This is a genomic window from Balneicella halophila (genome assembly GCF_003096835.1).
Classification (GTDB): domain Bacteria; phylum Bacteroidota; class Bacteroidia; order Bacteroidales; family Balneicellaceae; genus Balneicella; species Balneicella halophila.
Window position 1 is genome coordinate 135,762 of the sequence record NZ_QENZ01000003.1, and the last position, 26,244, is coordinate 162,005.

General features: G+C 35.9%; 26 protein-coding genes. 9 read left to right on the plus strand and 17 right to left on the minus strand.

Annotated elements, in window-relative coordinates; genetic code table 11:
- Nucleotides 1–109: 109 nt before the first annotated feature.
- From C7377_RS00665 to C7377_RS00685, 5 genes are all read right to left on the minus strand, one after another.
- Nucleotides 110–2,230, minus strand: coding sequence for a prolyl oligopeptidase family serine peptidase (locus C7377_RS00665; RefSeq protein WP_116495419.1), 2,121 nt, complete (start codon nt 2,228–2,230; stop codon nt 110–112).
- Nucleotides 2,231–2,302: 72 nt separating this feature from the next.
- A complete protein-coding gene (locus tag C7377_RS00670; RefSeq protein WP_116495420.1) occupies nt 2,303–2,788 on the minus strand; it encodes a hypothetical protein in 486 nt (161 codons plus the stop codon).
- Between the two features lie 5 nt (nt 2,789–2,793).
- Nucleotides 2,794–3,612: an orotidine-5'-phosphate decarboxylase gene (pyrF, locus tag C7377_RS00675; protein WP_116496185.1), complete on the minus strand. Its 819-nt coding sequence runs from the start codon at nt 3,610–3,612 to the stop codon at nt 2,794–2,796.
- A 244-nt stretch (nt 3,613–3,856) separates the two neighbouring features.
- Complete coding sequence (locus C7377_RS00680) at nt 3,857–4,111, minus strand: GlsB/YeaQ/YmgE family stress response membrane protein (protein WP_116495421.1); 255 nt, start codon at nt 4,109–4,111, stop codon at nt 3,857–3,859.
- Between the two features lie 106 nt (nt 4,112–4,217).
- The gene (locus tag C7377_RS00685) at nt 4,218–5,213 is read right to left on the minus strand and encodes an endonuclease/exonuclease/phosphatase family protein (protein ID WP_116495422.1); all 996 of its coding nucleotides are present in this window, start codon (nt 5,211–5,213) and stop codon (nt 4,218–4,220) included.
- 181 nt (nt 5,214–5,394) lie between these two features.
- Between C7377_RS00685 and C7377_RS09450 the strand changes: the two genes are divergently transcribed.
- The 5 genes from C7377_RS09450 to C7377_RS00695 are packed head-to-tail and all read left to right on the plus strand — an operon-like array spanning nt 5,395 to nt 8,968.
- The gene (locus tag C7377_RS09450) at nt 5,395–6,282 is read left to right on the plus strand and encodes a TonB-dependent receptor (RefSeq protein ID WP_207778372.1); all 888 of its coding nucleotides are present in this window, start codon (nt 5,395–5,397) and stop codon (nt 6,280–6,282) included.
- 15 nt (nt 6,283–6,297) lie between these two features.
- Nucleotides 6,298–6,468, plus strand: coding sequence for a hypothetical protein (locus C7377_RS09455; RefSeq protein WP_207778373.1), 171 nt, complete (start codon nt 6,298–6,300; stop codon nt 6,466–6,468).
- Nucleotides 6,469–6,477: 9 nt separating this feature from the next.
- Nucleotides 6,478–6,777 (plus strand): hypothetical protein, encoded by a 300-nt coding sequence (locus C7377_RS09460; RefSeq protein ID WP_207778374.1) that lies wholly within the window; start codon nt 6,478–6,480, stop codon nt 6,775–6,777.
- A 42-nt stretch (nt 6,778–6,819) separates the two neighbouring features.
- Nucleotides 6,820–8,052, plus strand: a complete 1,233-nt coding sequence (locus tag C7377_RS09465; protein WP_207778375.1) for a TonB-dependent receptor — start codon at nt 6,820–6,822, stop codon at nt 8,050–8,052.
- Nucleotides 8,053–8,056: 4 nt separating this feature from the next.
- Entirely contained in the window at nt 8,057–8,968 is a 912-nt protein-coding gene (locus tag C7377_RS00695) for a glycerophosphodiester phosphodiesterase (RefSeq protein ID WP_116495423.1), read from the plus strand.
- A gap of 1 nt (nt 8,969) precedes the next feature.
- Here the strand turns inward: C7377_RS00695 and C7377_RS00700 are convergent, their stop codons facing one another.
- The 7 genes from C7377_RS00700 to C7377_RS00730 form a co-directional block, all read right to left on the minus strand.
- A complete protein-coding gene (locus tag C7377_RS00700) occupies nt 8,970–9,560 on the minus strand; it encodes a DUF2179 domain-containing protein (protein ID WP_207778376.1) in 591 nt (196 codons plus the stop codon).
- Between the two features lie 138 nt (nt 9,561–9,698).
- Nucleotides 9,699–11,093, minus strand: coding sequence for a TolC family protein (locus C7377_RS00705; RefSeq protein ID WP_116495424.1), 1,395 nt, complete (start codon nt 11,091–11,093; stop codon nt 9,699–9,701).
- A gap of 25 nt (nt 11,094–11,118) precedes the next feature.
- Nucleotides 11,119–12,207, minus strand: a complete 1,089-nt coding sequence (locus C7377_RS00710) for an efflux RND transporter periplasmic adaptor subunit (RefSeq protein ID WP_116495425.1) — start codon at nt 12,205–12,207, stop codon at nt 11,119–11,121.
- A 41-nt stretch (nt 12,208–12,248) separates the two neighbouring features.
- The gene (locus tag C7377_RS00715) at nt 12,249–13,508 is read right to left on the minus strand and encodes an ABC transporter permease (protein ID WP_116495426.1); all 1,260 of its coding nucleotides are present in this window, start codon (nt 13,506–13,508) and stop codon (nt 12,249–12,251) included.
- 33 nt (nt 13,509–13,541) lie between these two features.
- Nucleotides 13,542–14,777 (minus strand): ABC transporter permease, encoded by a 1,236-nt coding sequence (locus C7377_RS00720; protein ID WP_116495427.1) that lies wholly within the window; start codon nt 14,775–14,777, stop codon nt 13,542–13,544.
- A 5-nt stretch (nt 14,778–14,782) separates the two neighbouring features.
- Nucleotides 14,783–15,457, minus strand: a complete 675-nt coding sequence (locus C7377_RS00725; protein WP_116495428.1) for an ABC transporter ATP-binding protein — start codon at nt 15,455–15,457, stop codon at nt 14,783–14,785.
- A gap of 83 nt (nt 15,458–15,540) precedes the next feature.
- Nucleotides 15,541–16,476: an HU domain-containing protein gene (locus C7377_RS00730; RefSeq protein ID WP_116495429.1), complete on the minus strand. Its 936-nt coding sequence runs from the start codon at nt 16,474–16,476 to the stop codon at nt 15,541–15,543.
- 77 nt (nt 16,477–16,553) lie between these two features.
- On the opposite strand from C7377_RS00730, the gene C7377_RS00735 reads away from it, so the two are divergent.
- Both C7377_RS00735 and C7377_RS00740 read left to right on the plus strand, forming a co-directional pair.
- Nucleotides 16,554–17,468: a CPBP family intramembrane glutamic endopeptidase gene (locus C7377_RS00735; RefSeq protein WP_116495430.1), complete on the plus strand. Its 915-nt coding sequence runs from the start codon at nt 16,554–16,556 to the stop codon at nt 17,466–17,468.
- 5 nt (nt 17,469–17,473) lie between these two features.
- Nucleotides 17,474–18,130 carry a MarC family protein gene (locus C7377_RS00740; RefSeq protein WP_116495431.1) on the plus strand — a complete coding sequence of 219 codons (657 nt, stop codon included), beginning with the start codon at nt 17,474–17,476 and terminating at the stop codon, nt 18,128–18,130.
- Nucleotides 18,131–18,135: 5 nt separating this feature from the next.
- On the opposite strand, the gene C7377_RS00745 is transcribed toward C7377_RS00740, so the two are convergent.
- The 3 genes from C7377_RS00745 to C7377_RS00755 all read right to left on the minus strand — a co-directional run bounded on the left by C7377_RS00745 (nt 18,136) and on the right by C7377_RS00755 (nt 21,127).
- The gene (locus C7377_RS00745; protein WP_116495432.1) at nt 18,136–18,342 is read right to left on the minus strand and encodes an RNA-binding S4 domain-containing protein; all 207 of its coding nucleotides are present in this window, start codon (nt 18,340–18,342) and stop codon (nt 18,136–18,138) included.
- Nucleotides 18,343–18,493: 151 nt separating this feature from the next.
- A complete protein-coding gene (locus C7377_RS00750) occupies nt 18,494–19,402 on the minus strand; it encodes a YitT family protein (protein ID WP_116495433.1) in 909 nt (302 codons plus the stop codon).
- Between the two features lie 57 nt (nt 19,403–19,459).
- On the minus strand, nt 19,460–21,127 hold the full coding sequence (locus C7377_RS00755) for a formate--tetrahydrofolate ligase (RefSeq protein ID WP_116495434.1): 1,668 nt from the start codon (nt 21,125–21,127) through the stop codon (nt 19,460–19,462).
- 60 nt (nt 21,128–21,187) lie between these two features.
- Between C7377_RS00755 and mnmH the strand changes: the two genes are divergently transcribed.
- Complete coding sequence (gene mnmH / locus C7377_RS00760; protein ID WP_207778377.1) at nt 21,188–22,249, plus strand: tRNA 2-selenouridine(34) synthase MnmH; 1,062 nt, start codon at nt 21,188–21,190, stop codon at nt 22,247–22,249.
- Complete coding sequence (gene selD / locus C7377_RS00765) at nt 22,250–23,281, plus strand: selenide, water dikinase SelD (RefSeq protein WP_116495436.1); 1,032 nt, start codon at nt 22,250–22,252, stop codon at nt 23,279–23,281.
- An 85-nt stretch (nt 23,282–23,366) separates the two neighbouring features.
- Here selD and pepE read toward each other — a convergent pair whose 3' ends face one another.
- Entirely contained in the window at nt 23,367–24,071 is a 705-nt protein-coding gene (gene pepE, locus C7377_RS00770) for a dipeptidase PepE (protein WP_116495437.1), read from the minus strand.
- Between the two features lie 58 nt (nt 24,072–24,129).
- Nucleotides 24,130–26,220: a S9 family peptidase gene (locus C7377_RS00775; protein ID WP_116496187.1), complete on the minus strand. Its 2,091-nt coding sequence runs from the start codon at nt 26,218–26,220 to the stop codon at nt 24,130–24,132.
- Between the last annotated feature and the right edge of the window lie 24 nt (nt 26,221–26,244).

Here is a 26,244-nt window from a genome sequence, read left to right on the forward strand (position 1 = left end):
TTCTTCTTCAAAAATAACATTATCATGCCAAAAAGCATTGTTTTTATTCTAAAAAGAAAAAGAGACACTACAAGGGTAGCATCTCTCTATATCTAAAAGGAATAGCTTGTTATTTCTTTGGCAATTCCTTCACATCCATATTCCACAATATAAAACTGTATATATCAGCATATTGCTGAATGGTTTTGCTTACCGGTGTACCAGCTCCATGACCTGCATTGGTCTCAATACGAATCAAAACAGGATTATTGCCAGCTTGCTTGTCTTGTAACTCTGCAGCAAATTTAAAGCTATGCGCAGGAACTACTCTATCATCATGGTCGCCAGTCATCACCATTGTTGCAGGATACTCAACACCTTCTTTTACATTATGTACTGGAGAATAGTTTTTTAAGTAGTTAAACATCTCTTCACTATCTTGTGCTGTTCCAAAGTCGTATGCCCAACCAGCACCTGCAGTAAAAGTATGGTAACGCAACATATCTAATACCCCAACTTGAGGGATTGCCACTTTCATCAAATCAGGACGCTGTGTCATTGTCGCTCCGACAAGCAAACCTCCATTAGAACCTCCTCGAATTGCGAGATAATCTGATGAAGTATAGTTTTCTTTAATTAAATATTCTCCTGCAGCGATAAAATCATCAAATACATTTTGTTTCTGCATTTTAGTTCCAGCAAGATGCCACTCCTTACCGTACTCACCACCTCCGCGCAGGTTTGCTACTGCATACACACCACCATTATTCATCCAAATAGCATTTGCCACACTAAATGCAGGCGTTAAAGGAATATTGAAACCACCATAACCATACAATATCGTTGGATTTTTTCCGTTTAATTCCAGTCCTTTTTTATAAGTAATAATCATTGGAACTTTTGTACCATCTTTAGAAGTATAAAACACTTGTTTGCTCTCAAAGTTATCAGCATTGTACTCCATATTTGGTTTCCAGTACACTTCGTAGCTACCATCCTCTGGATTAAGTTTGTAAGATGTAGCAGGTGTACTGTAGTTTGTGAAATTGAAATACAATTCCTCAGCATCATTTTTACCTCCAAAACCACCAGCACTACCGATGCCCGGCAAGTCAATTTCTCGCACTAATTTTCCATCATAATCATATTGGAATACTTTAGAAACAGCATCGACCATATATGTTGCAAAAATATAACCGGCACCAGTAGAGATACTCAATACATTTTCTGTCTCAGGAATTAATTCTTTCCAATTTCCTATTGTCGGTTTCGAAGCATCTACGGTAATCATCTTTTGATTTGGAGCATCTGTATTCGTAACTATATAAAGCTTACTTCCTTTATTTTCTGCAACATAAACATCAGTACTTATATCTTCATCTATGGTAGCAATCTTACTGTTCGCTTTAGACAAATCTTTAATAAACAGTCTATTGCCAGAGGTAGAGTTAGCTCCTGAGATAATTAAATATTGATCGTCTTCTGTAACACTGCCGCCCACATAACGGTACTTCTCTTTCTCTCCGAAAATAACTTCATCATTTTTTTGCGATGTTCCTAACTTGTGATAATAAAGTTTATGTTGATCTGTCTTAGCAGAAAGCTCGCTTCCTTCAGGTTTATCATAACTTGAGTAGAAGAAGCCATCATTCCCTTTCCAAGAAATACCGCTGAATTTCACATCGACTAATGTATCTTCTTTTACTTCTTTGGTTTCTGCATCAATAATGATGATTTTTCTCCAATCACTCCCGCCTTCAGAAATTGAATATGCTACAATACTTCCATCTTTAGAAAAGCTCACTTGTCCCAATGAAGTAGTTCCATCATCACTAAAGGTATTTGGATCTAAAAATAGTTCTTCCTTACCATCTTCTCCTTTTTTACGATATAATACATATTGATTTTGCAATCCATCATTTTTGTAAAAGTATGTATAATCACCTTCCTTGAAAGGAGTTGACAGCTTCTCATAATTCCATATTTCTGAAAGCTCATTTTTTAAATTCTCTCTATATGGGATTTGCTCCAAATAGTCAAAAGTAACTTCATTCTGGGCTTTTACCCAAGCTTCCGTTTCTGGACTTCTATCATCCTCTAACCAACGGTAAGGGTCGTCAACCTTGGTTCCAAAGTAGTCATCTGTCACCACCTTTTTCTCTGTCTTTGGATACTTTATTTTTTTCTTTTCTTGCGTACACGATAGTACCATAACACCAACTAATAACATTAAGAATATTCTTGTTTTCATACGAATAAAGATTTTTATTTAGACTGCGTGAAGTTAATCATTTTTCCACGACCGAACAAATTGGTGAAATTATTAATAATTTTTCCCTTCTTTTTTCACTTTTGCATCTAAGCGACTGCCGTAAATCACACCTGCGATAAGGAATGCTGACGCTGTAAGCCCAACCGATGACAACAGAACGGTATCATAAAACAAATAACTCAAAACGGCTCCAACAACAAGCCCTGCAAAGAAGCTGTAACTACTATACCGATAGTTGAAATAAAGATCGGGGAAAACGCCGTGCTTTTCTTTTAAGTGCTCTTTCCAAGCCTCAATTTCTCGCTCAAGTTCTGGACCTTTATATTTTAGCACTTTGGGCAAATTCTCAACAACTCGCTCTATTTCTTTTCGATAAAGCTTGCACTCTGAGCAATTGGATTCATACGTTTTCATGAAAGCTCCCAATGCAGGAATTTTATCAACCTGTCGAAAGCGAGCCTCACGCTTAGATATCTTCGGAATTTGTTCTTTAATTCGTTCCCAAAGCCATTCTTCGTATGCTTTATCTCTACCCATAATTTCTATCTATATTCTTTCAGTAGAGATGCCATTTCTTGTTGCATTTTTTTTGCTTCTGCTCTTGCCGCCTCAGCAAAATCATGTCCACTACCTGCATAAATAATACTGCGAGATGCATTCACTAACAAACCACAATCTTTCGTCATTCCATATTTAGCAACTTCGCTAAGGCTACCACCTTGAGCCCCTACCCCGGGCACTAGTAAAAAGCTCTTTGGAACATGTTTTCGAATTGTTGTGAACATTTCAGCCTGTGTTGCACCCACTACGTACATTAACTGCTGCTCATCAGCCCAATTTTTTGAAGTATCTAAAACCTTCTCAAATAGTTTCTTTTCTTCTCCAGTAAATTGGAAATCAGTAGCTCCATTATTTGAAGTCAGTGCTAAAAGAATAACCCATTTATCCTTAAACGTTAAAAATGGTTGCACAGAATCACTTCCCATGTAGGGTGCTACGGTAAGGGCATCACAAGGTAATTGTTCAAAAAATGCTTTAGCATAACGCTCTGATGTATTACCGATATCACCACGTTTCGCATCAGCAATAACAAACATTTCTGGATATTTTGATTTGATGTAAAGTACTGTCTCTTCAAATGCTTGCCAGCCCGCTACGCCCAAAGCTTCATAAAAAGCAGTATTCGGTTTATAAGCAACAGCTATATCATGTGTAGCATCAATAATTGCTTTATTAAAACGAAAAATGGCATCTGGTGTTTGGTGCAAATGCTTTGGCATTTTTTCTACTGCAGTATCTAATCCTACACAAAGAAAACTTTGTTTTTTCTCAATTTGCCGAACAAGATCTTGGTATTTCATAGTCATTGGAAAATTTTACTTTTATAGGTCTCTAATTAATAAGAACCCATTTTGGGTATAAAGTTACCAAATTAATTCAATTCTAATAGTTGAATTAATCGATTGTGAGACGAAATTTTACTAAGATTACAAAAGAATCAAACTATTTTCAATTAACAATTTCTATACAATTCATTAAAAATTAGTGCATAAAAAAACCACCTCATTTTTGAGATGGTTTCTTAATATACTTATAGTTCTTAAACTATCTTTTCTTTACTCCAAAAAGAAGGTTGATAATAGCAAGAATTACGATGGCACCAATGGCACCAGTTATTATAGCAGGAACCCAACCTGAACCTAGTGATACACCAAGTACTCCGAATAACCATGAGCCTACTGCTCCACCTAAAATACCGATAATAATGTTCCAAAGTAATCCAAGACCACTCCCTTTAAAAATAAGGCTGCCTAACCAACCTGCAATTGCTCCAATAATAATAGCTCCAATAAGTTCCATAATAATCTTTTTTATTTAGTTAATGAATAAATTAAATTAATTCGTTTGTAACCTATTTAACAAGTTACAAGATAAGAAATATTTATATAATATCTATCTATAATCATTAGTTGTTTTTTATAAACTTTAATGTTGCTACATAGGGTAAATGATCAGAAATCATGCCAAAATCCGTAAAAACCTTAGAATTCACGATTTCAAAATCTGATTTGGTATAAAAAATATAATCAAGTCGTTCTTTGGGTGAGTCAGATGGATAGGAGTACAAGCCCTTTGTATCCTCTGTAGTTTCGATTTTTCCACTGCCAATACGTTTATCATTAAGGAATTTCAATACAGCACTGTTTTTATAAGTTGGATCGCTATTAAAATCACCTACTAAAATAACGGGCCCTTTCTTAGCTAATTCCCAGAACTTATCGTATATAAAGTTGATGTGCTGTGCTCGGGTCTGTTGGTCAAAAGCCTCAGCATGCACATTCATAAAAAATATAGTACCAAAAGGATGTTTTATTGTTGCGATTTGCAACAATCGGTTAAGATACATCGCCTTGTAATAAAACGGCTGAGACGCTACATCTTCTAATACAATTCTTTCTGAACTCACAATAGGATACTTAGACATAATAGATTGTCCTGAAACGATTTTACCAAAATGGACACTGAAAGGATAATAGGGAAAAGGCACATACCGTTTGTCCCAATTTACTGCTTTAGCTGTATATGGATAGAGGTTTTCAGCTATCATTTTATGCTGATCAATTTCATAAGAACGTTTGCTCCCATAATCAATCTCTTGAAATCCGACAATATCCGGATGCAAATCAGAAAAATACTGAATTGCTAATGTTTCATTCTCTTTATAAAATTCACGCTTTGGTCTCACTGCCAAGTTGTTAGTCATTCCTGATAAATAACCGATATTATAAGACATTACGGTAATAATACTATCATTTTGTGTAGTCAGTTCTACTTTGTAGCTTATCTCTTGTTTGTATTGCTCATATGGAAGTGTTGGTGATTTCGCCCAAAAATAAAACCCTACAATGGCTAAAATTAGTACTACGAGTGCTATAAGTAAATATTTGAGGATCTTTTTCATTTCATTTACATTTAATTTTTTACTAAAATAATGCTATTCTTTGGTTTTGTAAATTATATTAATATTAATAAAGTAATCTATGGATAGTCACAATTAATTCATACAAAGTTATCCATAGGATAATCTATAGACACTTCAAAACATCTACTTTTAAATTTTGAAACATAAAACCTAAAGGAACATGAAGAAGATTATTGGATTATTACTATTAGTGACATTATCCTCATTTGCTTTCGCTCAAAATTTCATTGTACAAGGCAAAGTGATAGATGAAGAAGGAAATCCTATAGTTGGTGCCAACGTATATATAAAAAATTCATCACTTGGCGCTGTAACAAACATTAATGGCGAATACACTATCGAGAATATTGGTAAAGGAATTCAAGAATTTGAAGCTTCCTATATCGGTTTTGAAACGGTAGCTAAAAGTTTAGATATTCAAAGAAATACTGTTTTAGACTTTCAACTTTCTTCGGGTGTTTTGCTTGAAGGCTTAATTGTTACTGCACAGAAAAGGGAACAATCAATAAAAGAAATTCCAACAGCGCTTACCTCTATTTCAAACAACTTTATTGAGAAAACCGGAAATTCTGAAATAGATCAACTAGCATCATACATTCCTGGTCTTGAGTTTCAAGTGCAAAGTCCAAACAATCCCGGATTTGTGGTCAGAGGAATTACCAGTGATGACGACTCAGCTAATAACGAACCTCGAGTCTCAATTTTCCAAGATGGGGTTTCAATTAGTAAATCAAGAGGTTCTGTGGTTGAAATTTTCGATATGCAACGTGTTGAAGTTCTGAAAGGTCCACAAGGAACATTATTTGGTCGTGGTGCCCAAATCGGAGCTTTGCATTTGATACAAAACAAACCAAAGAATTATTATGATGCTGGGCTACGTATTGGCTTCGGAGACTACAAATACAATCATGTTGAGATTTTCGGGAATGCCCCAATAGTGAAAGATAAGCTTTTTCCACGTATCTCAGGTATTTATAAAAAAAGAGAGGGATTTATTGAGAATCTATCTGGAGGAAAATTGAATGGTAAAGACACAAAAGCAGTATGAGCTTCTTTGAAATGGATGGCTTCTGATCAAACGGATTTTACATTAATCGGGAATTATCAAAAAGATACGCCTCCGGGAACAGCTTTCAAAAGTGGCACTTATGCTCCAAAAAGTGGTGATTTAAGTCCATTTACTTTTGCAGATTTAGAAAGAGGACATGAATTAGGACTCAAAAGAGATGTATAGGGTATTACTTTGCTCGGAGAGCATCAATTTAATGATAAGGTATCATTATCATCAATAACTGCATATAGAAAATTTGATTCTGATGAAGCTTTTGATGCAGACGGAACAGTAGCTCCAGTACTTTTCTTTCATGAAAAATCAAAAGGAGATCAATTCAGCCAAGAACTTCGTTTAAATTTCAAATTAGGTGAGCGATTCAAGGGATTTGCAGGCTGCAATTATTTCTCAGAAGATGGATATCAAGATGTGCCTATGACAACAGATGAGCGCAGTTTTTTAGCTATTCTCTCACCACTTGTAGCGCCATAATTAAATGAACAGCTACTGCCACTAAACCAACTCTATCAAGGAATGCAACCAGGATACCCTAATGTTTCGATAGTGCCAACCCCTCTTTTAATAAATGGTGTGCCAATACTTCCTTCATCACCGAGAGATTTATTGTCAGCACCACTCATTCCTTTTGAATACATTCCTGCTCCATACCAACCACAGGTAGCACCTCTGTATGGATTAATGAGCTTGCCTCTAAGTCCTGAACATCATGAATATTATAAAAACTATGGAGATAATAAGGCTTACGAATTGTTCGCCGATGGAACTTATGACATCACTGAACAATTAAGCATAACTGCCGGAGTTCGCTTTAGTATTGAAAAGATTTCTTCATCTTGCGAGGCTGGTGGTGATAATAAAGCCCACCTAGGTTTTGCAAGAAACGCAGGTTCTAATCTCCTTTTTATGCCAACAGAGAAAATCTCTGAGGAAGACACTTTCAAATCATGGGTTGGACGTTTAGCCTTAAACTATGCACTTACAGAAGACTGGGAATTATATGCAAGTGTCGCTAAAGGTCGTCGTCCTAATGTTATTCAATTTATTTCAACACCTAACAATGATGGCAGTTACACAAGCAACTACAACATCCAGACTTTAAATGATGAGATTGTAAAGAGTTACGAATTGGGTTTGAAAGGATTGACATTAGGCAATCATTTGTACTTTGATATTGCAGCATTCTATTATGATTATACTGATTTTCAAACAAGTACTGTTGACGAAAACTCTCTTCTGATTATTTATAAAGACGCAGGAGACGCTACTGCTTATGGTGCAGAGACATCACTACAATGGCAAATCAACAAAGGTGTTTCTCTTTTTGGAAATTATGCATACATCAATGCTGAATTTGCTGATGAAGATTCTGAGGGTAATCAACAATCCTTGTCAGGAAATACATTCCGACTTACGCCTGAGCATAGTTTCACTTTAGGCACTCATATGAGTTGGAAAATTAATAATAATTTCAATCTATTCCTCAGACCTGTCTATAAATACAAATCAAAGGTTTTCTTCGAAGAAACAAACTTAGAAGTAGAGTCACAAGATGGTTACGGCTTACTAAACGGCAGAGTAGGTTTTGAGATGCCAGAGAACAAACTAACGGTCACTTTCTTTATGAATAATATTTTAAATGAAGAATATTTGATTGATGCTGGTAATACAGGACGTAATTTTGGTATTCCAACATTTATTGCTGGTGCACCCCGCATGTGGGGAATCGAATTAAATGTTAAATTATAATTGAATGAGAAATATAATTGTCCTATTTGTTTTCGTTCTTACTCTTTTATCTTGTATCAACACGCATAAAAAACAAGTTAAAAGTGCTCCCAAAGAAAAATATCATTATGATCTTCAAGGACATAGAGGCGCAAGAGGTTTAGCTCCTGAAAATACCATGCCCGCTTTTGAAAAAGCTCTAGAATTAGGTGTTAAAACTTTAGAGTTAGACGTAGTTCTAAGTAAAGATAAGCAAGTTGTTGTATCGCATGAACCTTGGTTCAATGCGATACTTACGTTAACGCCTGAGAACGAGGAAATGCAGGAAATAACCCCTCCTTCCACTAATTTCTATCAAATGGATTACTCAAATATAAAAGAGTATGATTGTGGAAGTCGTCAGCATCCAAATTTTCCACATCAAAAGTTAAAACGAACTCATAAGCCTTTACTAACAGATGTTTTTGAAGTTATTGAAAAGAAGAGTTTAGAAACAGGTAAATCCTTACACTATAATATAGAGATAAAAAGTATGCCTCAGGGAGATAACATTTACCATCCTGAGCCTAAAGAATATGTTGACATCGTACTGAACACTATTCAGGATAGAATCCCAAACGAACGTTTCAACATTCAAAGTTTTGATTTTCGGATTTTACAATATTTGCATGAAAACTACCCCAAAATTGCCGTTGCCGCATTGGTAGAAAAAGGTACTCTCAATGCTAATCTGACAAATTTAGGTTTTACCCCAGAAATTTATAGCCCTAATTATACATTGGTTGATAGTGAATTGGTCGCAGATGCACACCAAAAAGGCATAAAAGTGATACCTTGGACAGTAAATTCAAAAAAAGAAATGTTAAAGCTTTTACAAGCAGGAGTGGATGGAATAATCACGGACTATCCTGACCGAGCTCTTGAGTATAGGGAGTAAATTATTTCCCTTTTCGGAAACGTCCAAAACGCTTCTTTGGTACGCCCTCAGTCGGAAGGTAACTTAGATTGGCAAAACGGATATCACCAATCGTATAAAAAGCTTTTGGATTATGCTCTTTAACTATTTCCAATACTTTAGCAATCGCTTTGCGCTTGATGATGCAATAAATGATATTCACATCTCCTTTGCCGCCTTTCGCTTTCACATTAGTAACACCATAGCCTGATGTCGTCAATTTGTCGATAAGCTCCTGTCCCGGAAGGCGTGTTATAATTTGAATACCCACATGCCCAAGTGCCATACGCTCTTCGATAAGTAATCCCACATAATTACCTGCAGCAAAACCGCCTGAATAGGCAACATAATAAACCCAATTATCAAGATTTTCAAAAATTTTACTCATCGCAATGAGCCAAATCAGCACCTCAAAAAATCCTAATAATGGCGCTAAGAATTTATAGCCTTTTGAAACAAAAACAATACGGATAGTTCCAATGGTAACATCGGCAATTCTTGATAAGAAAATCAACAAAGGAATCAAAACATATACAAAAAAGAATCCGTCAGTATCTATCAAAAATGCTGTCATTATTTTATGTTTTTAGTATTCAAAAATAAAAGTACAAAAATCTTTAGGGAATACGAAATTACCGACAATCAACTTCAGAAAGAAATAACATAAAATAACGACTTGGAAGTTCCCTAGTCGTTTTATACCTAGTGGAATCTATAGCTTTAAGGGTTCTCCACTGTAAAATTCTAGAATTTTTGTTCGGAATATATATTCATACTTAGCTTGAAGCATATCTGATTTTGCAGTGGTAAGCGTATGCAACGACTCGTTGTAGTCAAAATTGCTGACCTTGCCTAATTGATATTTCTCTTCCACATAGCGAAATGTTTCTTCAAGTGAAGCTAAAGACATTCTTTGAGCTTCGTATTTCTTAATCGCAAGAACTGCATTAGTATAAGCTTGTTGCAATTCTTTATAAAGCCTATTATACTCTATCTCCTGCTGTATCTTCACATCCTCCATTTGTAATTTTGTATTTCTTACAGCAGTACGAGTCTGGAATTTATTGAAAATTGGAATATTCAAATTTAATCCCCACGATTTGCTTAAGTTCAAGTCATATTGGTCTGCAAAAGACATTTTATCGCCTTGAATAAATTGCCCGGGATTGGAGGGGTCAGGAACATAATTATAACGTAAGTTCGAATATCCTGAACCAATATTCGCACTTAATCCCAAAGTTGGATAATAATTAGATTTTGCGATATCAATACTTTTCTCTGCACTCTCAAGTTGGTAATTATATGACTTCATACTTGGTCTTTGCTCAATAATCTCATCATACGTACTCGTATAATTAATTAAAGTTGCATCAGCTTGGTCAATTTCTTCAACATCTGGATCGATGATTGTAAAAGCATTGTCGTATGGAATGTCTAGCGCTTGATAAAGATCTAAATAGGCTAATGAAAGTCTGTTTTCAGCCTCTACGATAGTGCTTTGGTTTTTAGCTACTTGAGATTGCTGTTCCAACAGATCTCCCTTAGGCAATTTCCCGGCTTCAACCAATTGATTGATTCTATTCATCTGAGCCTCTATAATACTCAAATTATCTTTAGCTACTTGGAGTTGCTCTTTGGCATACAATATATTTAGATAATAAGAAGTGATATTTAAAGCAAGATCTTCTCTGGCAGTCTCTATATCCAACAAACTGGCTTGCAAATCAATTTCTTGTTTTTCAATCTCATGTTTTTTCCGAAAACCATTGAAGATATTAACAGACGTTCCTATACCATAATTGATATTTGAGCTATTTTCATCTGTATAAGTGTTTGTTACATAATTGACATTTCTGCCATAGTTATTATTCCACGAGGTAGAACCACTTACTATAGGAAGTCTGTCATATTTTGCTTGTTTCAAATTGTTCTCGCTTATATGAATACGATTTCTGTTGCGCAATAACTGTAAATTATTCTCTTGTGCATATTCAATACAATCTTGAAGTGTCCACTCAGTTTTCTTAGAGGTTTCTTGTGCATTTACGTAAAAAGTAGCTACAGCTGAAAATAGGATTGTTAAGATATATGGGATGATTTTTTGCATGCTTTCCAATTTTATAGGTAATGAGTTAATCTTTCTTTACTCCGGCCTTTACTTCTTCCTCGGGAGATAATCCGTCTAGTATTTCTACGTTAATACCATCAGACAATCCAGTTTCGATAGGGCGTTCTTCAAATTGTTGTTTTTCGCCTCCCGGTTTCAGAACTTCAACAAAAATAGAATCATTTCGGAAAGTCAAGTAGCTTTCTTTTAAAGTATATACGCTATCTCTTTTATCCAAGACAATGTCAGCATTGGCACTATATCCGGCACGAATGGCCTGTCCTTCTTTTAGATTAACTTTTGCTTTTATTTCAAATTTCACTGCGCCTCCATCGTCATTACCTTTAGGAGCGATATGTTCTAATGTCGCCTCGAACTTCTCATTATTTACTGCACCTATAGTCAGCTCCACAGGCATTCCGATATAGAGTTTTGCCACATCTGTTTCATCAATTTTCCCTTCAAAAATAATTTCATCCATATCCGCAACTGATGCAATCGTAGTACCGTCGTTAAAGTTATTCGAAGCAATTACTGAATTACCAATCTTAACAGGAATTTGTAGAATCATTCCATCAATAGTAGAACGAATGGTGGTATTTGAGGATTTATTACCTGACAATGCACCTGTTTTGGTGATTTGCAAATTGCTTTTTGCACCTTCCAACTCTTCTTTAGCATTTAAGTAGCTTACTTCCGTTTTTTCAAACTCCACACTGGCAATCACTCCTTTAGTAAATAAATCTTTATCTCGGTTGTAATTTTTGAGTGCATTATTATAATTAATCTGTGCAACATTGACACGATTCATTGCACTATTCAAATTCACCTCATTAGGTATAATGCTCACTTTGGCAATCTTATCCCCCTTTTTCACAATCTGCCCTTCCTTCACATACAATTCTTCTATGATTCCTGAAATACTTTGCGGTTTTATAGCAACCTCTTTCCTCGGAACAATTTTTCCTGTAGCCATTGTGCGTTTTTTAATGTCTTCTTTAGTCATCGTCGTTGTTTCGTACACAGTGTCTTTTTTTATTCCTTTCAAGAATAACCAACCTAATGTGCCTACGAAAAGCAAGACAGCAAGTACGATAAAAATGATTTTTTTCATTGCGGTATGATTTTTATTGTTTTTTTTATAATTCTAAATTTTTATTCGTCTCTCAGAGCGTCAATTGGTTTTATGCTCGTTGCTCTAGAGGCAGGGAAAAGTCCTGCAAATATTCCTCCTAATATCAAAATAACCAATGCTGCTAAACCCATTCTTAAGTTGGCTTCAGGAACAAAATGTATGAAAGCATCCTTAGTTGCTTCGTCACTAATCATGCTCACTAGTTCTAGAAATGCTACAGAAAAGAATAACCCAAAGAACCCTGCAAAAACGGTAAGTATTGCTGATTCAAAAAGTATTTGGTTTCGTATCATTTTTGACTGTGCTCCTAGTGCTCTTTTAATACCAATCTCTTTCGTCCTTTCTTTAATCACAATAAGCATGATATTACCCACACCTATAATCCCAGCGAGTAGTGTGCCCAATCCAACAATCCATGAAAGGAAACTTACTCCCTTATACACACCATTTAACTTAATAAATTCTTTTTGCATATTGAAACCGCCTATGGCTTTAGTATCTTCTGGGGAAAGGTCATGCTGTTTCAACAAAAAGGCTTTGATATCTTCCTCAACCTCTTCAACCATTACATCTTTCTTAGCAGTGAAGCAGAAAAAGTGCACTTCATTGCCATACCCATAAGTTTTCTGAAGCGTTGTAAATGGGATATAAACAGTAGATTTGGGATTAGACCCAATATTCATTTGCGTCTTTGGATGAGCAACTCCGACTATTTTGAAATAAACATTATCAACTTCAATATATTCGTCTATAGGGTCAGTGCCTCTGAAAATCTCTTCAACTATATCTTCACCTATTACACACACTTTACGCTCTTCGTCAATATCTCTTTGGTTCAATGAACGACCACTGGTAATGTCAATAGGAATGATTTGAAAATACTCTGGATAATCTCCAAAGACGGAATAGCTTCCTTTCATTTCACCATAGACAACATTTTCTCCACTGTCATTAAATGAACCTTGCAATCGTGGTGCTATTAGATCAAGATCAGGAACTAGAGTTTTTATACTTTTGATATCGTAATTATTGATAGTCCATCTGCGTCCTGCATTGTATCCTTTGTAAGGTATAGAAGAGCTCTGTGACCACATAAATGCTGAGTTAGTAGCTATCCCCTCAAAATTTTCATTGAGACCATCTTCAAAGCCTTTACTTGCACCCAACATAATTATAAGAATGAAAATCCCCCAAAACACGCCAAAAGCGGTAAGCACACTGCGGAGCTTGTTACTCTTTATCGTTGACCATATTTCTATCCAGTTATCTCTATTAAACATTTCTTAGTTTTCTTTTAAGGAGTAGCTCTTAATTTATTCATAACGAAGTGCTTCTATCGGTTTTATTTTTGCTGCTTTTCTTGCTGGTAGCCATCCTGCTAAAGCACCTGCTACTATGAGAACTACAGTAGCAATAATTGCAGTTTTTATATCAACAGTCGGATTTAAAAAAGCTGAACTATCTCCTCCCTTTGTTAAGTAATTTATTCCTTCTACAAGGACTGCACCCAGCACTAAACCTATATAACCAGCCAATGAGGTTATAAGAACAGATTCGAAAATAACTTGTTTGATTATACTGTTTGGTCTAGCTCCTAAAGCTTTTCTTATACCAATCTCTTTTGTTCGTTCTTTAACTGAAATAAGCATAATATTACTGATACCCGTTATCCCAGATATTAAGGTCAAAATACCAATAATCATTACAAAAAGTTTTATCGCAATAATAACTCCTTTTGCTCTGCCATATTCTTCAATATTGTTTTGTACACCTAAAGCTCGTTTGTCGTCTTTTCTAAAATCATATTTTCTGCCAAAAAAACCTCTTATCTTATTTTCCAATTTTTTGGAAGCTGAAAGATCGGCATCAACGATTAGGCTAATGTTGTGTATCCGATCACTCCCGGAGTTATAGATATTTTGTGCTGTAGAAATAGGAACTAGCAACCGCCCATTTTCCCAAGGGTTGTTGTATTCTATAACTCCAACAATTAGAAAAGATGAACCATCAATTTTCAGATATTTGCCTTCGATATCTTCGTCTTTATCAAATAATTCCTCATAAGGTGTTTTACCTAGCAAAACAACTTTTCGATTATGTAAAATATCCAAACCATTGATAAATCGACCTTGAAGCAGGTTTAAGTTCTCCATTTCAAGACCATCCGCTCCAATACCGTTAGTCTGGTATGAACCATTCTTGTCTTTATAGTTGGCTGTTTTTGTCCCAAACCAATAGGTCGAAGCATACCCAGTTACTTCATCAAAATATTCTTCTAGGATTTCTGCATCTTCATTGTAGATATGAATAGGACGCCCTTTCTGCAGACCTTTATATTCTTCAGAAGTTGTTCCTCCAGAAACGGAAATTTTATTCTGGGCATCTTTACCAAATCCTTCTTCCATAGCATTCTCAACGCCATTGCCCATCCCTAGTAGCACAACGAATATAAATATTCCCCAAGCTACAGCAAATCCAGTAAGTGCGGTTCGTAATTTGTTTTTGCTGAGCGTATCAATTATCTCTGTTAATGCTTCGCTTTGGAACATAAGGTTTAGTGTTCAGTTATTTTTTCAATAATACCATCAGTAAGATGAATCACTTTTTGAGTCATTTCAGCTATATCATGCTCATGCGTTACTATAACCACAGTCATTCCTTCATGATGAATTTCTTTCAGCAATTCCATTACTTCATAGGAAGTTGTAGTGTCTAATGCCCCCGTCGGCTCATCAGCTAAAATCAGCTTTGGTTTGCTTGCTAAAGCTCTAGCAATAGCAACCCGTTGTTTTTGTCCTCCAGAGAGTTCATTTGGCATATGTTCTGCCCAAGGTTTCAAGCCTACTTTATCTAAATACTCTAATGCAATTGCATTTCGTTCTTCTCTTTTTACTCCTTGATAATATAGAGGGAGAGCTACATTCTCTTGTGCATTTTTAAAGGATATTAAATTAAAAGACTGAAATACAAAACCTAAAAAACGATTTCTGTAATAAGCTGCTTGGTTTTCTGTTAAATTCTTCATTAAATTACCATCAAGATGATAAGTACCCTCATCATAGTTGTCAAGTAGTCCAACAAGATTTAGCAATGTTGATTTTCCGGAGCCTGATGAGCCCATTATGGACACTAACTCACCCTCTTTAATGTGTAAGTCAATACCTTTAAGCACATGAAGACTTTCTTTACCTACATGATAGGATTTGTGAATATTATGGAGTTTTATCATTTTTTAGAATTGCTTATTTCTGTCTTATTAGACGCAAGCTTTCCTAAAAAGTTACAAGATGTGGTGAAAAAAATGAAATAGGACTATTTTAGAACTCTTTTTAGAACCCAGGCAGATGGTGCATCTCCGCTATTTCTAAGTGCATTCATTGTTACTTTTGCTTCCTCAAAGGTTTCATAGGAACCTACTGACACACCTGTCATTTTGTTGCTATAAGGAAACACAATAGCCTCAATATTCTTTGCAGCTAATTGCTTTTGTTGAAATTCTGCATTTCCTTTCATTGAAAAGCATCCAACGATAACATGGTATTTCTTTAAAGTTGGAGCTACTGTGTTTTTTACAGTTGTTTTATTCGCTGTGACTTCTGTGTGAGTCAAGGCAATGCTCTTTTGACTAACTGCAGGAGCAGAAATACTAGTTTCGTAGACTGATGTTGGAGCAATCGCAGAAAGTGTAAGATTTTTATATTCGCCAGGATTCAGCAATAATGAGAGTAAGGCAAAACCAGAAACACTAGCAACCAACACTCTTCTTATCATAGGCAAATTATCTCTCTTTTCTGTAATTTCAGAATGTCTTACAATATCTGGCTGTTTTGCAACCAAAGGAGCCATTTGAAATGCACTTGCACCAAGTGGCGATAGTAAGAAATTTGTTGTCGTGTCAGGTGTGAATAGAATACGATCTTGTGTACCTCTTTCCAGTTTTCCGACAGTAGGAATCATGTAAAATCCCTTAGCTCTCAGTTCTTTTTGGATATCTAACACAAAAGACTCCACGCGTTTCATTGCTTCAGCATAGTTTACTTCTTCAATTTCAACAATTGTATTAGCAAGTAAACCGTCATTTTGTTTTAGCTGGGGATTAAATGCAATTGCTTTACGAGGTGGAGTAAAATAATTCTGCTCTGTTTTTATTGTTGGTTGATAGCTCCCAACAAATCCCCCAAAACCGGGAAGAATCACGCAGTCATGTAAAAATAAAAGGTCTCGTAAATAAGCATTTAACGTTCTCATAATAAACAAAGATATGACTTTTGTAGAATTTACAACTACAAAAATACTACTTTTGTGAAAAATTTAAAAGACGATAAATGTTTTTCCAAAGAGCTAAAATAGGACTAAATGAAACCTGGAGGTATATCGTTGGTAGTTTTTTAATACTGATAGGTTGGCTTAGTATCTCGTCAGCTCCAGTAGTTGTGCTTTACATTTATATTGCTATAAAAGGTGGGACAGTTACTGGTGATATTGCAAATGATGCTTTGTCGGTTGGGCTAGGTAAAAACATTGCATTGCTTTCCATGCTCTCTACATTTGTTTTAGCATGTTTATGCATCTATTTTGTTGTGAAGTATTTTCACAAGAAACCTTTTATGAGCATTATTACCTCTCGCTATACATTTTCATGGAAACGAGCAGGCTTCGGTTTCTTAGTTTGGTTTCTGCTAGCAATGATTCCCTTTTATTTCAGTTACCAACAAAGTCCAGAAGACTATACCTTTTCATTTAATCCTACTACGTTCATTCCTTTGCTATTGATTTGCATTTTTATATTGCCTTTTCAAACGAGTTTCGAAGAATTATTAATGAGAGGCTACGGAATGCAAGGAGTCGGATTAACTACACAGTCCAGCTTATTAGCACTTATAATTCCTGCGGTGATATTTGGCTTACTGCATTCTGCCAATCCTGAGGTGATGGAATATGGTTTTTACAAAATGATGCCATTCTACGTAGGCATGGGGCTTTTTTTAGGCATCATGACGATAATGGATAATGGTTTGGAAATGGCAATAGGCGTACATTTTGCTAATAATTTTACCGCGGCAGTATTCGTGAATATGGAAAACTCAGCTTTAGCCACCGATGCTTTATTTATGGCTAAATCCTACAATCCTACGAAAGATATACCATACGCAGTAGCTACAATGGTCATTTTTCTGATACTCGCTCATTTAACATTTAAATGGGGCAATTGGAATAAATTAATTCGAAAAATAAAATAATTTTTATGGATAGTTATATTAGTTATTTCTTACTAGTTTTTATGTCTTTTTTCACATTGATCAATCCCTTTGGCTCTATGCCAGTTTTTTTATCAATGTCATCAGACTTGCAACCTAAACAACGTAATAGAACAGCTCGGAAAGCAGTTATTGTAGCTTTCTTCACACTTTTGCTTTTTGCATTTGCAGGAAATTATATTTTCCAAATTTTTGGGATTTCTGTAAATAGTTTAAAAGTCGTAGGAGGAATCATTTTCCTTATGGTTGGTCACGATATGCTAGAAGCACGCATTGGTAGAACAAAAATCAGCGACTCAGAAAAGCAAGTAAATGCTTATGTAAACGATATATCTATAACCCCACTGGCTATTCCCATGATATGCGGTCCGGGAGCAATCACAAATGCCATCTTATTAATGCAAGACGCTGAAACAACTGTGAAGAAGGGTGTTTTGGTATTAGCTATTGCGGCGATTATGATGCTCACCTATTTTATTTATTATGGAGGTACTAAAATTCTTCATCGCATTGGAGATACCGGAACTAAAGTGATGATGCGAATCATGGGTTTAATTGTGATGGTAATTGCTGTAGAATTTTTATTCGGAGGTTTAAAACCTATCTTGGTAGATATTATTCAATCTGCTACAAATCCACAATAAAAGCACTATTGAACTAGAATGGTTTGTCCATTGAATGAAACTGTATCTCCAGGATACAGTTTTTTTCTTTTAACGGTAGTAACAACACCATTGACCTGAACTTCGCCCTGACTAATTCGCAACATCGCTTCGCCACCAGTTCCTACCCAAAATAAAGCTTTGAGCAATTGATTGAGTTGAATATATTCTCCTTCTATAATAAATGCTTCCATTAGCCTGCTTATTTTTAAATGAGATACAAAGCTATCGATTTCTTAGGATATTTCCTTGTAATTGTTTAAAACATCATTTTCTTAAATAAGAAAAAAGGCACTTAGGTAATAGTCCTAAATGCCTCTCATTTTCATGTATTAATAATTACAATTAGCTACTTTGAGGGTTATCGTTAAGTGAGGTAAATCCTCTACCTAAAGTTTCATTTGCATCGTTAATCGCAACAAATGCATCAGGATCGGTCTCTTTAATATAGAGTTTCAATATCTCCAATTCACGACGGCTCATCACTGTATAGACTACTTTACGCTCTCCATATGCACCCTCACCCGTAAGAATAGTAGCACCGCGGTTTAGGTCTTGACGAATCTTAAGGGCAATTTCTTTGTATTTGTCGGAAACGATCATTGCCGCCTTATGGTAAGTAGCCCCACCAAGAATCATATCAATCACTTTACCCTCAATAAAAATGATAATTAAAGAATAGATAACAAGCTCCCAAGGCAGTCTGCCATCTGGTTCTAATTGCGTTAGCACCGAGAGCACGATAATCCCATCAACTATCATCACTAATGTCCCCAAGGAGAATTTAGCGTATTTTGAAAGAATCATAGCTATGATATCAGACCCGCCTGATGTGGCTCTAGATTTGAAAATCATTCCAATAGAAATCCCATAAAATACACCTGCAACAAGTGCATTTAACATAGGGTCTAAAATAACTTTTTCATAATCAGGCCAAAGGTGGTTTTCCATCAACCAAACAGTAGCCCAAATAATGAAAATACTTACAATCGTTTTTACTCCAAACCGAGGACCTAAAATCAAAGTTCCAATGATAATCAAAGGAATTTCCATAGAGATGGTACTGACATTAATTTGCCAACCAAAATGTGTATTCAATACTGTTGCCAAACCATACACGCCACCAGGCGCCAATTTGTATGGCACAACAAATAGTATATCAGAAGCAGCAAAAATGATACTTCCTGCAATGAGGAAGAAATAGGCCTGAAACCACTCTAGGGAAAATAGCTTTTCTTTTGTAGTAAATGACATAATTTCGTAGACTTAAGGTTAAAAATTCAAGCCGCAAAAATATGCTTTATTTCCTTATTAAAAAAGCCCAGAAATGTTTCCTTCAACATCTATATCAATTTTCTCTGCAGAGGGTACTTTTGGCAAGCCCGGCATACGCATAATACTTCCTGCTATGGGTATGATAAAACCAGCCCCGGAAGCGATTTCAACATCACGAATCGTAATAATAAAATCTGTAGGTCTTCCTTTTAATTTTGCATCATCAGATAACGATTTCTGAGTCTTTGCAATACAAACATTTAAATCGACACCTAACTTTTCGTATTGTTCTAGATTCTTACGAGCTTTCAAAGAATACTCTACACCTTTGGCACCATACATTTTTGTTGCAATTGCCTCAATCTTCTCCTTAAATGAAAATTCATTATTATAAAGAAACTTAAAGGTATTTTTATAGCTTTCGGCAGCCTCAATAACTTTTTGTACTAAATCCTCAGCTCCTTCACCACCTTTTTCCCAACTAGAATTTAAGGCTACTTTTACACCTTTTTTCTCACAATATTCTTCTAACAAGGCAATCTCTTTTTCACTATCAGTAGCAAACTGGTTGATGCCAATAACCGGTTGGTAACCAAAGTGCTGAATATTTTCAATGTGCTTGTCTAGATTCGCAAAACCTTTTTGTAAAGCTTCGATATCTTCATTGGCTAAATCAGCAAGTTTAGCTCCACCATGATATTTCAAGGCACGGATTGTGGCAACAATAACAACTGCTACTGGCTCTAAGCCTCCACTCTTACACTTAATATCAAAGAATTTCTCTGCACCTAATTCACTGGCAAATCCAGCTTCAGTAATAGTATAATCAGCTAAAGACATTCCCATCTTAGTTGCTAAAACGGTATTGGTTCCCTGTGCAATATTCGCAAAAGGACCACCGTGTATAATTGCAGGAGTTCCCTCTAGTGTTTGTACTAAATTGGGTTTAATCGCCTCTTTCAATAATGTTGCCATAGCACCATGTGCATTGATATCTCTTGCAAATACAGGATCACCATCAAACGTATATCCAATTAACATATTTCCTAAACGCTTCTTCAAATCTTCCAAATCTGTTGCAAGACAAAGAATTGCCATAACTTCAGAAGCTGCTGTAATATTAAAACCTGTTTCTCGAGGTACTCCTTGTGTAGTTCCTCCAAGCCCAATAACGATATTGCGTAGCGCTCTATCATTCATATCCATCACTCGCTTCAGAGTAATCGTACGAGGGTCTATTTCAAATTGATCATTCTTGAATTGAAGTATATTATCAACCAATGCAACTAAAAGATTATGTGCCTTTTCTACTGCAGCCATATCTCCGGTAAAGTGCAAATTAATCTCTTCCATTGGAATTACTTGAGAATATCCACCACCAGCAGCTCCACCTTTAATTCCAAATACAGGTCCTAAAGAAGGTTCACGAATTACCACAATGGCATTTTTCCCTACGCGATTTAGTCCCATAGATAAACCTATAGACGTAGTCGTTTTTCCTTCCCCAGCAGGAGTAGGAGTGATTGCTGTCACCAATACTAAATTTGACTTCTTAACTTTTTCTTCATCAATTAGATTCAATGGTAATTTTGCCTTATTTCTTCCGTATGGCTCATACTGTAATTCATCTATATTTAGCTTTGAAGCTATTTCCTTAATAGGTCTTTGTTCTGCCTCTTGAGCAATTTGAATATCAGATTTCATAATTCTACATTTTTTTTAATTAAAGTCGCTAATTTAGACTAAATTAATGAAAGTTCCAAGATGGAATATTGTGCGTTGAATTTCCTTACCTTTGCACTAATGATACGAGAAATTACGATAGCTGAATACTGTAAAAACGTTGTAAAACTGCCATTAATAGACGTACGTTCTCCGGCAGAATTCCGACAAGGACATATTGTAGGCGCAACGAATATTCCATTATTTTCTAATGAGGAGCGAGCTTCCGTTGGTACAGTTTACAAGAAACAATCTAAAGAAAAAGCTATTGAAATAGGCTATGAATATGTAACACCAAAACTGCAATATTTCTTAGATGAAAGCTCAAAAGTTTTAAAAAACAATGCTATTGCTGTTCATTGCTGGCGAGGAGGAATGCGTAGCCGTTCATTCGCAGAACACTTGTATGCAAATGGCTTTGAAAATGTTTATGTGATTACCGGAGGCTATAAGGCATTTCGAAATTATGTCCTAGATTTTTTCGCTCAAAAATTTAATTTGAAAATTTTAGGCGGTTATACTGGAAGTGGAAAAACATTTATTCTTCAGGAGCTAAAAAAGTTAGGAAAACAAGTAGTTGACTTAGAAGGCTTAGCAAACCATAAAGGTTCTGCTTTTGGTGCTTTAGGAGAGCAGCCTCAGCCAAGCTCAGAACATTTTGAAAATGAATTATTTGAATATTGCCGTCATTTGGACATTGATAAGCCAATCTGGATAGAGGATGAAAGTGCTAGAATTGGTTGTGTGCAGTTACCAAAAACGCTATATCGACAGATTCGTGAGCAACAACTTTATTTTGTAGATATTCCTAAAGAGGAAAGAGCTAAGTTTTTGGTAGAAGAATATGCCGGATTTGATGATACGCTTTTAGCCGAGAGTGTTGAAAGAATAAGAAAACGACTGGGAGGACAGCATGTAAAGGCTGCCATAGAGGCTATAGCACAAAATGATTATTACAACGTAGCGATGATCACTTTACAATATTATGACAAAGCATATCTCAACGGTGTTGAAGACAGAGCAAAAGATAAGGTTATGCGTATTTCTCTCCCTAGAGTTAATCATTTCAAAAATGCTAAGAAATTAATAGAAATAACGAAATAAATGGAACAGATAAAATTAACACAATATAGTCATGGAGCAGGATGCGGTTGTAAAATATCGCCCAAAGTTCTCAGCACCATTTTGCACTCTGAAACAAAAAAAGAGAACTACACACAACTTTTGGTTGGAAATGATAGTCGTGATGATGCCGCTGTTTATGATTTAGGTGACGGAACAGCAATAATTAGTACTACGGATTTTTTCATGCCTATTGTCGATGACCCTTTTTCTTTTGGCAGAATTGCAGCTGCTAATGCGATAAGTGATGTCTATGCGATGGGAGGCGACCCCTTATTAGCGATTGCCATTTTAGGCTGGCCTGTTGACAAGCTGGCTCCGGAAGTTGCACAGCAAGTATTGGAGGGAGGTCGCAGTATTTGTACTGAAGCGGGTATTCCGCTTGCTGGAGGGCATAGTATTGACAGTCCTGAACCTATTTTTGGATTGGCAGTTACCGGAAGAGTTGCTATTAAAGATTTGAAGCAAAATGATACTGCTGAGAAGGGGTGCCAACTCTTTATTACAAAACCCTTAGGAGTTGGTGTTTTAAGTACGGCACAAAAGCAAGGAAAACTCAAAGAAGAAGATGCAAATATCGCCCCAAACACAATGATGGAATTGAATAAAATTGGTCAGAAATTATCTAAAATTTCGGGAATCAAAGCCATGACGGATGTTACGGGCTTCGGATTGCTGGGCCATTTGGTAGAGATGTGTGAAGGTAGCAATTTATCTGCTGAGATCTATTTAGATAAAGTTCCTTTACTTCCTAAAGTACATGAATATTTGGACCAAGGATGTATTCCGGGAGGCACACACCGCAACTGGGCTAGTTACGGAGACAAAGTAAAATTAAGCTCCGAAAAAGATAAATTTATTCTTTGTGACCCACAAACCAGTGGCGGTTTAATGATTGCTGTGGAATCTTCAGCTGTAGAAGAAGTAAAATCGCTATTAGCTAAAGAAAATATTCACGTACAATCTTTTGGTAAATTAATAGAAAGAAAAGAAGATTTAATTACAGTAAAATAATTTATTAGTTCTTTTATATAATTCAAAAATAGCCTATCTAAAAAACTAGATAGGCTATTTTTTTGAATTGTACCAGAATATCAAATTAGAAATTTAATTCTGATAAATCATTGTATTCTTTCGTTTCTTCACCATGTTTGAAGACTTTACAAGGCTGTTCATGTCCCCTTAGCGTATATTTTCCATCTTCTACCCAAATCATACTTCCTTCACGAAGACCAAGTACATAAGTATCAGGATTGGCAATAACGAACTCGTCAAGGCGCATTTCACGAGTTTCTCCACCATGTCCTTGCACTGTTAAGTCTGTATAGTGTGCATTGATTTGGAAAGGCACTAGATTGAAGGTATCAAAACCAAGCGGATCGACAATAGGCATATCATTAGTCGTTTTCAGTGTAGGACAAGCCACGTTGCTTCCTGCACTCCAGCCTATATATGGAACACCATCCTCAATAACACGCTTGCGTACCGCATCAATCAAATCATTTTCATGAAGTAGTCTTGTTAAATGCCATGTGTTACCACCACCTACCATAATCACTTCCGCTTCTAATATTGCCTTTCTAAAATTATCATAGCGGTGTATTGATTTTAACTGATGGCCTGAAGCTACAACACTTTTCTTCACCTTTTGCTCATATTCATCAAAAGTCATGCTTACTCCTGCAAAAGGAATAAATACAATGTGTCTAGGCTCATCACCCAAAAATTCTTTGATATATGGTTGTGGATAGGAGAAGTAAGGTTCTCCTGGCATTGTAGAATTGCTTATTAATAGTAGTTTCATATCAATATATTTTTAATGAGTATTTAAAGTTACGACTTCCTTAAACTCTACGTCTGTTTTATTCGCTTTTTAAATGTTTGTCTAAGAAATTAAAGAACGTACGTTGCCAGATTACACTATTTTGTGGTTGTAATATCCAGTGATTTTCCTCTGGAAAAATTAACATCTCCGCATCCAGTCCTTTTAATTTTGCAGCATTAAACGCTTGTAACCCTTGTGTGTAGGGAATGCGATAATCTTTCTCTCCGTGTATAACTAAAATTGGTGTATCCCAATTATTAACATATTTATGAGGTGAGAATTTAGAGAAAGTACGTTGTGCTTCCTTATTTGATTTGTCCCAATAAGCACCGCCTAAATCCCAATTTACAAAGAACATTTCTTCTGTTCCTAAATACATTGCTTCGAGATTAAACATTCCAGCATGTGAAATAAATGCACTGAAACGCTTATTGTGATTTCCTGCTAACCAGTACACAGAATAGCCACCATAAGATGCACCAATAGCTCCTAAATTTTCTTTATCAACATAAGATTCTTTAGCTGCATCATCAATTGCTGATAAATAATCCTTTTGGTTCTGTCCTCCATAATCTTTTGATATCTGCTCTAACCATTCTCTTCCAAAACCCTGTAAACCTCTACGGTTTGGTGCAACGATGATATACCCTTTTGCTGACATCATTTGGAAGTTCCAACGATAACTCCAAAACTGAGAAACAGTTCCTTGCGGACCTCCTTGACAATACAATAACGTTGGATATTTCTTGTTAGGGTCGAAGTTCGGTGGATAAATCATCCAAACCAACATATCTTTCCCGTCAGTTGTTTTCACCCAACGCTCTTTAACCTCACCCATTTTTAATTGATTAAGCACATCAGCATTTACAAAAGAAATTTCTTTTGCTTCACCAGTTGAAGGATTAACGGTGTACATTTCTGAAGGTTGAGACATAGATTGTTTCGTTGCAACTAAAATATCATTAGCCACCTCTACACTCTTATAATTGTGAACGCCTTCGGTTACTTTTGTTACTTTCTTATCAGATAAATTCAACTTATAAATATCATCTTTCGCATGCCAATCAGAAATAAAATAAATGGCATCACCATTAGAACTCCATGATAAACCATGAGCTAACATTTGTTCGAAATCTGAAGTATAATCCTCTTTTTCACCTGTTGCAAGGTTCATGATGAAGATACGTTCTTTGTCAGCTTCGTAACCGTCACGCTCCATACTTTCCCAAGCCATCTTCGTTCCATCAGGAGAGAAAACAGGATTTTTATCATACCCTAAGTTTCCTTCAGTTACATTTTTTGTCTCTCCTGTTTCGATATTGTAGAAATAAATATCGGTATTTGTTGAAACGGCATAGTCTCTACCTTTTTTCTTACGAGAAACGTAAGCTAACTCTTTACTATTGGGTAGCCAAACGACTTGTTCAGTACCACCGAAAGGACGAACTGGAGATTCCCACTGCTCACCTTCCATAATATCTTTTCCTTCTTCTAGATTATTTGATTCAGAATAAGTTGTGATAAAAATATGTGAGTACTTTGTTACCCAATGATCCCAATGGCGACTCATCATATGATCAGTAAAGTGGGCATTTGCTTTGTCCATATCAGGATGACGCTCTTTCAGCGATTCTCCAAAACTCACATCTTTCAGATAATAGATATGTTTCATGTCTGGTGAATAATTGAATCCATTAATACCTTCTTCGATATCAGAACGCTGTGTTCTTCCAGTACCATCAGGATTCATTTCCCACAGTTGTCCATCAAGGATAAAACCAATCTTCTTTCCGTCTGGTCTCCATTGCATGCCGCCTTCATTTTTTGCAGTATTAGTAATGCGTACGGGCTTCCCATCAGGTAATGCAATGGTGTACCAATCTTTGTACATTTTGTTCTCGTCAATCTTGGGATAAGTCACAGAATACAGGACTGTGTTTTTATCAGGAGAAACAGAAACTCCTCCAATTCGACCTAAAGCATTAAGTACTTCTGGAGTCATAATGTCAGAATCCAATGTTACCTTCTCAGGAACGTAACCTTCTTTGTTATCTCCCTTATCTTTTGCTTCCGCAGTACATGCTAATAAAGCTGTAGCCATAAATGTGATTAAAATTAAATTTTTCATTGTAGATATATTACTTTTTTGGAT

Coding starts and splice junctions, on each gene's coding strand:
- C7377_RS00665 (WP_116495419.1), bottom strand. CDS start 2,230: ATGAAAACAAGAATATTCTTAATGTTATTAGTTGGTGTTATGGTACTA.
- C7377_RS00670 (WP_116495420.1), bottom strand. CDS start 2,788: ATGGGTAGAGATAAAGCATACGAAGAATGGCTTTGGGAACGAATTAAA.
- pyrF (WP_116496185.1), bottom strand. CDS start 3,612: ATGAAATACCAAGATCTTGTTCGGCAAATTGAGAAAAAACAAAGTTTT.
- C7377_RS00680 (WP_116495421.1), bottom strand. CDS start 4,111: ATGGAACTTATTGGAGCTATTATTATTGGAGCAATTGCAGGTTGGTTA.
- C7377_RS00685 (WP_116495422.1), bottom strand. CDS start 5,213: ATGAAAAAGATCCTCAAATATTTACTTATAGCACTCGTAGTACTAATT.
- C7377_RS09450 (WP_207778372.1), top strand. CDS start 5,395: ATGAAGAAGATTATTGGATTATTACTATTAGTGACATTATCCTCATTT.
- C7377_RS09455 (WP_207778373.1), top strand. CDS start 6,298: ATGGCTTCTGATCAAACGGATTTTACATTAATCGGGAATTATCAAAAA.
- C7377_RS09465 (WP_207778375.1), top strand. CDS start 6,820: ATGCAACCAGGATACCCTAATGTTTCGATAGTGCCAACCCCTCTTTTA.
- C7377_RS00695 (WP_116495423.1), top strand. CDS start 8,057: ATGAGAAATATAATTGTCCTATTTGTTTTCGTTCTTACTCTTTTATCT.
- C7377_RS00700 (WP_207778376.1), bottom strand. CDS start 9,560: ATGACAGCATTTTTGATAGATACTGACGGATTCTTTTTTGTATATGTT.
- C7377_RS00705 (WP_116495424.1), bottom strand. CDS start 11,093: ATGCAAAAAATCATCCCATATATCTTAACAATCCTATTTTCAGCTGTA.
- C7377_RS00710 (WP_116495425.1), bottom strand. CDS start 12,207: ATGAAAAAAATCATTTTTATCGTACTTGCTGTCTTGCTTTTCGTAGGC.
- C7377_RS00715 (WP_116495426.1), bottom strand. CDS start 13,508: ATGTTTAATAGAGATAACTGGATAGAAATATGGTCAACGATAAAGAGT.
- C7377_RS00720 (WP_116495427.1), bottom strand. CDS start 14,777: ATGTTCCAAAGCGAAGCATTAACAGAGATAATTGATACGCTCAGCAAA.
- C7377_RS00725 (WP_116495428.1), bottom strand. CDS start 15,457: ATGATAAAACTCCATAATATTCACAAATCCTATCATGTAGGTAAAGAA.
- C7377_RS00730 (WP_116495429.1), bottom strand. CDS start 16,476: ATGAGAACGTTAAATGCTTATTTACGAGACCTTTTATTTTTACATGAC.
- C7377_RS00735 (WP_116495430.1), top strand. CDS start 16,554: ATGTTTTTCCAAAGAGCTAAAATAGGACTAAATGAAACCTGGAGGTAT.
- C7377_RS00740 (WP_116495431.1), top strand. CDS start 17,474: ATGGATAGTTATATTAGTTATTTCTTACTAGTTTTTATGTCTTTTTTC.
- C7377_RS00745 (WP_116495432.1), bottom strand. CDS start 18,342: ATGGAAGCATTTATTATAGAAGGAGAATATATTCAACTCAATCAATTG.
- C7377_RS00750 (WP_116495433.1), bottom strand. CDS start 19,402: ATGTCATTTACTACAAAAGAAAAGCTATTTTCCCTAGAGTGGTTTCAG.
- C7377_RS00755 (WP_116495434.1), bottom strand. CDS start 21,127: ATGAAATCTGATATTCAAATTGCTCAAGAGGCAGAACAAAGACCTATT.
- mnmH (WP_207778377.1), top strand. CDS start 21,188: ATGGAATATTGTGCGTTGAATTTCCTTACCTTTGCACTAATGATACGA.
- selD (WP_116495436.1), top strand. CDS start 22,250: ATGGAACAGATAAAATTAACACAATATAGTCATGGAGCAGGATGCGGT.
- pepE (WP_116495437.1), bottom strand. CDS start 24,071: ATGAAACTACTATTAATAAGCAATTCTACAATGCCAGGAGAACCTTAC.
- C7377_RS00775 (WP_116496187.1), bottom strand. CDS start 26,220: ATGAAAAATTTAATTTTAATCACATTTATGGCTACAGCTTTATTAGCA.